Origin of the sequence: Paratractidigestivibacter sp. (assembly GCF_052362415.1) — a bacterium.
GTDB lineage: Bacteria > Actinomycetota > Coriobacteriia > Coriobacteriales > Atopobiaceae > Paratractidigestivibacter.
Genome location: NZ_DAWEMK010000080.1, coordinates 1 through 8,253, shown reverse-complemented (window position 1 = coordinate 8,253; position 8,253 = coordinate 1). Strand labels below are relative to the sequence as shown.

The window sequence follows — 8,253 nt, the reverse complement described above, 5'->3', positions numbered from 1 at the left end:
CTCGAGCACAGCGACGCTGCGCGCGCCCCGGACGACCTCGGCGACCGTGCGCTCGCGCGGACGGCGCATGGCGCAGATGAACCCACGGGTCACCTTATAGCCCGTGAGCTTCTCGGCAAGGTCGTGCGGCAGCACGAACACCGCGGGCTCTTCCTCCCCCGCCGACGCCGCGACCTCGTCGCCCCGCGCGAGCAGCTCGGCGCAGGACTCGAGGTGCCTCTCGTCGACGAGGAACGAAAGCGGCCCCACGCCGGCATCGAGGGCGACCTCCACGACGAGGCGCGACTCGGCGATGAGCACGCCGCGGGCGGGGTCGAGCTTGTTGCGCAACTGGTGCTCGGTCAGCCGCGCGAAAACGTCGAGCCTGGGGTCGTCGAGCGCGGCGAGCCGTTCAATCTGCATGGAGCTTCCTTCACTTCTTGTTTCAAACCACAGAGGACATGATACTTGTCCCTCGGCTGAGGTAGCATAGACGGGCTGCGGCACCGCCCAGCCCAAACACACATCAAACAAATCCAAAAGGTTGAGCTATGAGCCAGGATTCCCTTAACAACAAAAACGCCGAGAAGACCGCCCGGCGGGACCTCTCGCACCTCGCGAGCATAGATATGGGGGCGGAAGGCGCCCAGGAAGCACAGGGCACCCAGAAGACCGAGGTTCCCGTCGACCCCATCGACGCCATCGCCACGGACGAGGCCGGCGCGCCGAGCCCCTTCGAGACCATCGGCGCCGCCGCGGCGCCCGCGCCGGACGCCCCCGAGCCGAAGGCACCCGCGAAGAAGCACGGCAAGCTCTGGATCGTCCCCGTCGTCGTCGCCGGCCTCGCGGGCGCAGCCTACCTCGGCGGCGTCGCGTACTTCTCGGACCACTTTTTGCCCAACACGGCGGTCGACGGAACCGACTACTCGCTCAAGACCCGCGACGAGCTTGTCTCCGCCATCGACTCCGAGACCGACGGCTATTCCCTCAAGGTGAGCGGCGCCGGCGTGGAGCTCACCTTGGCCGCCGCCGACGTCGACCTCGGCTACGACGGGACGGCCTACGCGGACGACGCCTTCGGGCGCGCCAACGCCTGGGCCTGGCCCTTCGAGCTCACGAAGTCGCGCGACATCAAGCTCGACAAGAAGCTGGCCTACGACAAAGACAAGGTCGCCGCGGCCATCGCGCCCTTCGTGGAGAAGAGCCAGGAGGCCGCCAAGACCGCCGAGCAGAACGCGAAGATCGCCTACGACCAGGCCCAGTCGAGCTTCGTGCTCGAGAACGGCGGCGACACCCGTTCCCTCAACGGCGACGCCGCGGCGGCGAAGGTCTGTGCAGCGCTCGACGCCCTGCAGCCCTCCCTCACGCTCGGCGACGACTGTATGACGTCCGGGGACGACTTCTCGGAGGCCATCAAGCAGGCGAACTCCTACCTCGCGAGCGCGCCGACGCTGACGCTCGCCGGCTCCACCGTGACGACGATCACCGCTGAGCAGATCGCCTCGTGGGTCAAGTTCGGCGACGACCTTAGCATCTCGCTCGACTCCGACGCCATCACCGCTTGGTGCCGCGGGGACCTCTCCAAGTCCTGCGACACCGTGGGCACCACCCGCGCCTACACCAGGCCCGACGGCAAGCAGGTCTCGGTCTCCGGCGGTTCCTACGGCTGGAACATCAACGGCGCCGACACGGCAACGAAGATCGTCGAGGCGCTACAGTCCGGCCAGAAGTCCAACATCGACATCCCGACCTACTCGCAGGGCGCCTCATACGCAGCCGCCAACGGGGGCAAAGACTGGGGTAACCGCTTCATCGATGTCGACCTCGCCGAGCAGCACGCCCGCATGTACGACGACTCGGGCAACCTCGTCTGGGAGACAGACATCGTCACCGGCGACACCACCAAGGACCACGGGACCCCGTGCGGCGTCTATGTGATGGACTCCTACCGCGCCCAGGGTGATGTCGAGCTCCGCGGCGCGATCGACCCCGCGACCAACGAGCCCGAGTACATCAGCCACGTCGACTACTGGATGCCCTTCATCGGCAACTCCTACGCCCTGCACGACGCGGACTGGCGCTCGAAGTTCGGCGGCAAGATCTATGAGGGCAACGGGAGCCACGGCTGCGTGAACCTCCCGGTCGATAAGGCCAAGGAGCTCTTCGGCCTCACGAAGATCGGCGACATCGTGGTCGTGCACAACTAGCACGGCCACCACCATAAGTTCCTGCTCAGGGCCCCGGCGAGAATCGCGTCGGGGCCCTGAGCTTATGTTCGTTCATAATCAAGCGAGCAAAACGACATAGTAATACAGCGCAGAATTTATATATGAACGAGCTGTGGCGACGACGAAGACCAAGTCCCTGCGAACGGTCGTATGCACGGTGCGGGCGGCGGCAGCCGCCGGACGACCTGCGGGCAAGGGCACGCCGGGGTTTCTTCCCGCATGTGTCGGCGGGTCGTCTACCTCGCGCTTTCTCGCGGCGCGAAAGATTGCCGGAAGGTTCCCGGAAGATACGCGCAAGGCAGCCCGGCCCGATTCACCCGCAGAGGCCGTCGCCGCCTGTGTCCTCCCTTAGAGTTTGACTCCCCGCGCGCCGTGCGCGGCATCCGACAGAAGGGAGAACCATGGGAAACCGCCCGAACCACGCGCCGGCGCATGCCCGCGCAGAATCGATCAGAAGGAGGCTCGCCGCCTGGCTGTCCAGCCTCGTGCTCGTGGCGACGCAGGTGCTCGGAGCCTTCGCCTCGTGCGCGATGCCCACAGAGGCGCTCGCCGCCGAGGCCGTCGGCAGCCACGTGGAGATCGTCAACGCCGGCGACTCCGGGTTCGAGGACCAGGCGATCTGGACCGCGGGATCTGGCCCGGATGCCCCCTGGGCGTTCTGCCTGGAGCCGGGCGTCAACGGGCAGAGCGGCGACTCGGTCGTGCAGGACGCCGTGGGCGCGACGGTCCGCGGCTGGGTCTGCATAAACGATACCGGCCAAGACCCCACGCCCGACCAGTACAAGCAGCTGGACCAGAATAAGGTCACGCTCTTGGCGCTCGTGCAGGACTACTTGCAGAACAGCTATGGGGACGGCGGACTTAAGGGCGGCGAGCTGTACGTGATGACGCAGCGGTGCTTCTGGGAGCTCTCGGAGCACGACTTCGACCTCGACCGCATGGCGGCCTGCAGGGGCCACCACATCTCCGACAAAGCGAAGGGCATCGTCGTGGCAGCGAGCGACCAGCTTAAGGCCCGCATGGCGGAGGGCTCCGTCATCGGACGCGGCCGCTTCTACAGCAAGCCCAACGGGACCCAACAGTGCGCTCGGTTCTGGCTCGAGCCTGCCCGCGGCGACCTCGAGATCGCGAAGACGAGCACGCGTCCGCAGGTATCGGCGGGCGACGGGTGCTACAACCTCGCCGGCGCCGAGTACGGCGTCTTCCGCGACGAGGGCTGCACGGACCGCGCGGCCACCATCGTAACCGACGCGGGAGGGCGCGGTAAGGCGACGGGTCTTCTTGCCGGGCGCTACTACGTTCGCGAGACGACCCCCGCCCCCGGCTTCGCGCTCGACGAGACCGTCCGCGCCGTGGATGTACCCGCCGGCGCGGTGGCGCGAGCCGACGTCGCCGACGCGCCCCAGACCTGCCAGGTCGACGTCGCCGTGGTCAAGCGCGACGCCGAGTCGGGCGAGACCCCGACCGGCGCGGCCACGCTCGCCGGCGCCGAGTTCCGCATCGACTACTATGCGGGATCCTATGACCTCGGGAGCCTTCCCGCATCCCCGCAGAAGAGCTTCACCGTGACCACCGCAGACGACGGGACGGCGCGGCTCGGGCAGGAGCTCCCGCTCGGCACCGTCGCGGTGCAGGAGACCAAGGCACCTGAGGGCTATCTGCTCAATTCCCAGGTAGAGGTCCGGCGCATCACCGGCGAGGGCACCGGTGTCCACGTGAGCACCTACGACGCGCCAGTCGTCGCCGACGCGCCGATCCGCGGCGGGCTCTCGTTCGTCAAGGCCGACGAGGGCACGCAAGGGCGCATGGCCAGCGTCGCCTTCAAACTGACGAGCCAGAGCACCGGCGAGAGCCATGTGATCGTCACCGACGAGAACGGGATGTTCGACTCCGAGGAGAACGCGCACAGCGCCCGCACGAACGCCTCCGACTCCGCGCTCGGCGAGGATGGCGAGGTGACGGATGAGGGCAAGCTCGACCCCGCGGCCGGTATCTGGTTCGGAAACGACGACGTCGACGACGCGCGCGGCGCGCTCCCCTACGACACCTACCTCCTCGAGGAGCTCAGGTGCGCCGCTAACCAGGGGCACCGCCTGGTCAGCACGACGCTGCGCGTCTCGCGCGACGCGAGGACCTATGCGCTCGGCACCTTCGACGATGAGCGCGTGAGCATCGCGACGACGCTCAGCCACGGCGAGGGCGAGAAAACCTGCCCGGCCGCCGAAGGCGTCGAGCTCATGGACGCCATCGAGTACGAGGGGCTCGAGCCTGGCCGCGGGTACCGTGTCCGCGGCGAGCTCCACGACATCGACGAGGACGGGCGCGACCTCGGCGTCGTCGCGAGCGCTGAGGGAAGCTTCGCACCGCAGCTCAGCTCAGGCACCCAGGAGCTCCGCTTCGTACTCGACGCGTCGCAGCTCGGCGGACACCGGCTCGTCGCCTTCGAGCGTGTCTACGACGGGGACGATCTTTTGGCCGAGCACGCCGACCTCGACGACGAGGGCCAGAGCGTTCGCGTGCCGAGGATCGCGACCACGCTCACCGGCAACGCCGGCCACGAGGCGGACGCGTCGGCGCAGAGCGTCAAGCTCACGGACACCGTCGCCTACCGCAACCTCGAGCCCGGCAACGAGTACCTGCTCCAAGGAACCCTCCACGTGAAGGGCGACGACGGCTCCGACCTCGGTGCGGCGACCGACGACGCCGGGGAGCCCATCTGCGCGCAGGCCGCCTTCACCCCTGACGTGCGCGACGGCTTCGCCGAGATCGTCTTCGAGTTCACGGGCGTCGCGCTCGCGGGCAAGGATGTGGTCGCCTTCGAGTCCCTGGAAAGAAACGGCATCCAGTACGCCGTCCATGCGGACATCGAGGACGAGGGACAGACGGTCGACTTCCCGAGGCTGCGCACGACCGCGACCGCAGCACTCACCGATGACCACATTACCCCGCGCTCCGCCTCGCAGCACATCGTCGACGTGGTCGAGCACGAGAACCTCGTGCCGGGCGCCGAGTATGAGCTCGCGGGAGAGGTCCACCTGAGGGGCGAGGACGGCTCCGACGAGGGCGTGGTCGCGCAGCAGCGAGCGACGTTTGTCCCCGAGGGCCCAGACGGCTCGCAGGAGCTCGAGTTCGAGGTCGACGCCTCGGGCCTCGGTGCGAGGACGCTCGTCGTGTTCGAGGAGCTCTACCGCGCAGGCGAGCGCGTCGGCTCCCACGCCGACATCGACGACGAGGGCCAGAGCGTCCGCGTCCCCGACCTGGGCACCGAGCTCCTCTCCGACAACGGAAAGAAGGAGCTGGACTGGCGCGAGGTCGGCCAAGAGACGACGCTCGTCGACACCGTCACCTACCGCAACCTCATCTGCGGCAAGGTCTACCGAGTGGAAGGAGCGCTCCACCTGAAGGATGAGAATGGCGAGGATGCGGGCGTGCTTAAGGCTTCCGACGGCTCCCTCGTGACGGCGAGCGCTGAGTTCACGGCCGACGCCGCCGACGGTACCGCCACCGTCGAGTTCCGCTTCAAAGCGCCCGATCTCGCAGGCAAGCAGCTCGTGGCGTTCGAGTCGCTCTACTCCGAGGACGTTCTTCTTGCCGTGCACGCGGACATCGAGGACGAGGCGCAAACCGTGACGTTCGGCCAGCCGCCCACGAGCAACCCGCCCGCCGAGCCGTGGGAGCCCTCCGCTCCGGGAGTGCCCAAGACGGGCGACGTGTCCCTGCCCGTCATCGCCTGTTGCATCCTCGGCGGCCTTCTGACCTTCACGGCCTGGGCGATCGTGCGCGCCGGCTCGATGTACGAGGAGGACGAGCTCTAGGCTCTCATTACCCGAATTAATGTCTAGCGCAATAGAATCAAATGTCTATTGTGCTAGACGGTTAGATTGGTACACTAATGACCAAGCGAATCGACCTGATCGCAAAGATCCGGCGCTCCGCCGCAAGGTCCCACATCAAGTTCGTTCGCGTTCGCCAGGGTTCTTGCCACGAGATTTGAATGCTGGGCTCTACGCGCGTGGTGATTCCCCGGCATCGCGAGCTGAAAGAGCCTCTTGTGGTAAGCATCTATCGCCTGTGCGAGTCCGAGCTTGGAAACGGATGGTGGAAATAGTGTCAAAATATACTGCGAAGGTCCAGAAGGCCGATGGATGGTGGGTCATCGAGGTGCCGGAGATCGGCTACTGCACACAAGCTAGGAACTACTCTGAGCTCAACACCATGACCCGAGACCTCATCAAGATCACGACCGACGATGAGGACATCGACGTCGCCTACGAGTACGACCTCCCCTCCGAGGTGGCCGAAGCCGTTGAGCTCAAGCGCCAAGCGGCCGAGCTCGAGGCGCGCGCCATGAGGACGCAGGGCATCGCTGCGAAGAAGCTCCACGATATGGGCGTCTCGCTCCGAGACATCGGCGCATTGCTGGGTATCAGTCATCAGCGCGCTCATCAGTTGGTGAAGGCCCGCTAGGCGAACGACCACCGACGGGTAGCTTGAGGGCGGGCGCGGGTTCCCCGATATGCCTCGGGAAAACCCGCGCCCGCCCCTTGTTCGGCTGTCGGCGGCGGCCAAGTCGGCGACCGGCGCTATTTGAGCTTGTCGAGGCCCATGTCGCGCATCATGTTCTGCATGGCGCGACGGTTCTTCTTGCCCTTCTTGCCCGTCATGGACTGGCTCATGGTGCGCATCTTGCCCATCATCTTGTTCATCTCGGACCACTGCTTGATGAGCTGGTTGACCTCTTGGACGCTGCGCCCGGAACCCTGGGCGATGCGCTTGCGGCGCTGGCCGTTGATGATCTTGGGCTTCGCGCGCTCCTCGGCGGTCATGGAGTGGATGATGGCCTCGATGCGGACCATCTGCGAGTCGTCGACGTTGGCGCCCGGCTGCTGGGCCATCGCGCGCTCCATGCCGGGGATCATGCCGATGAGCTTCTGGAGGCCGCCCATCTTTCGGATCTGCTGCATCTGCGTGAGCAGATCGTCCATGGTGAAGCCCTCGCGCAGCATGCGCTCGGCGTCGGCGGCCTGCTGCTCGTCGGCAAGCTTCTGGGCCTCCTCGATGATGCCCACGACGTCGCCCATGCCCAGGATGCGCTTGGCCATGCGGTCGGGATGGAAGACCTCGAGAGAATCGGGCTTCTCGCCCATCGAGACGAACTTGATCGGCTTGCCGGTGACCTCGCGGACAGAGAGCGCGCCGCCGCCGCGGGCGTCGCCGTCGAGCTTGGACATGATCACGCCGTCGAAGTCGACGCGCTCGGCGAAGGTCTGGACGACGTTGACGATGTCCTGGCCGGTCATCGAGTCGACGACCATGAGGATCTGGTCGGGGCGCACGGCCTCCTTGATGGCCACGGCCTCCTGCATCATCTCCTCGTCGATCTGCAGACGGCCGGCGGTGTCGACGATAACGATGTCGTTCAGGTGGTCGACGGCGTCGCGGATGGACTCGGAGGCCACGCGGACGGCGTCCTTGCCGTCGCCGCGGTAGACGCGCACGCCGATCTCTGAGCCGAGGGTCTCGAGCTGGTCGGCGGCCGCGGGGCGGTGCGTGTCACAAGCCGCGAGCAACGGGCTGTGGCCTTGCTTCTTGAGCAGGTAGGCGAGCTTGGCCGAGGCCGTGGTCTTGCCGGAGCCCTGCAGGCCCACCATCATGATCACGTTCGGCGTGCGGTTCTGGGCGAGGACGAGCTTGGACTCGGTGGAGCCGAGCAGCTGCGTGAGCTCGTCGAGAACGATGCGCACGACGTTCTGCGTCGGGTTCAGGGACTCCAGGGTCTCGGCCGTCATGCACTGCTCCTTGCAGCGCGCGACGAAGCCCTTGACCACGCGGTAGTTGACGTCCGCCTCGAGCAGGGCCATGCGGATCTCGCGCATGGCGAGGTTGATGTCCTCCTCCGTAAGACGGCCCTTGCCGCGCAGCTTGTCGAAGGTGTCCTGGAGGCGGTCGGAAAGCGAGCTGAACACTGCCATGTGCTACATCCCTTCGCCCACGAGCGCGCGGCAGAACTCCAGCGCGTCGAAGGATTGGAGGTCGTCGATGGACT

General features: G+C 66.6%; 4 protein-coding genes and 1 pseudogene. 3 read left to right on the top strand and 2 right to left on the bottom strand.

What is annotated here, in order from left to right; all coding sequences use genetic code 11:
• A pseudogene (locus ACT84W_RS07965) lies at nucleotides 1–402 on the bottom strand (TrmH family RNA methyltransferase); the annotation flags it as partial.
• Between the two features lie 128 nt (nucleotides 403–530).
• Here ACT84W_RS07965 and ACT84W_RS07960 point away from each other — a divergent pair.
• From ACT84W_RS07960 to ACT84W_RS07950, 3 genes are all read left to right on the top strand, one after another.
• Nucleotides 531–2,186, top strand: a complete 1,656-nt coding sequence (locus tag ACT84W_RS07960; RefSeq protein ID WP_444328815.1) for a L,D-transpeptidase family protein — start codon at nucleotides 531–533, stop codon at nucleotides 2,184–2,186.
• Between the two features lie 422 nt (nucleotides 2,187–2,608).
• Nucleotides 2,609–6,022 (top strand): VaFE repeat-containing surface-anchored protein, encoded by a 3,414-nt coding sequence (locus ACT84W_RS07955; RefSeq protein WP_444328814.1) that lies wholly within the window; start codon nucleotides 2,609–2,611, stop codon nucleotides 6,020–6,022.
• Nucleotides 6,023–6,314: 292 nt separating this feature from the next.
• Nucleotides 6,315–6,674 carry a type II toxin-antitoxin system HicB family antitoxin gene (locus ACT84W_RS07950; RefSeq protein WP_417574975.1) on the top strand — a complete coding sequence of 120 codons (360 nt, stop codon included), beginning with the start codon at nucleotides 6,315–6,317 and terminating at the stop codon, nucleotides 6,672–6,674.
• Between the two features lie 116 nt (nucleotides 6,675–6,790).
• Here the strand turns inward: ACT84W_RS07950 and ffh are convergent, their stop codons facing one another.
• The gene (gene ffh / locus ACT84W_RS07945; protein WP_444328816.1) at nucleotides 6,791–8,173 is read right to left on the bottom strand and encodes a signal recognition particle protein; all 1,383 of its coding nucleotides are present in this window, start codon (nucleotides 8,171–8,173) and stop codon (nucleotides 6,791–6,793) included.
• Nucleotides 8,174–8,253 lie beyond the last annotated feature (80 nt).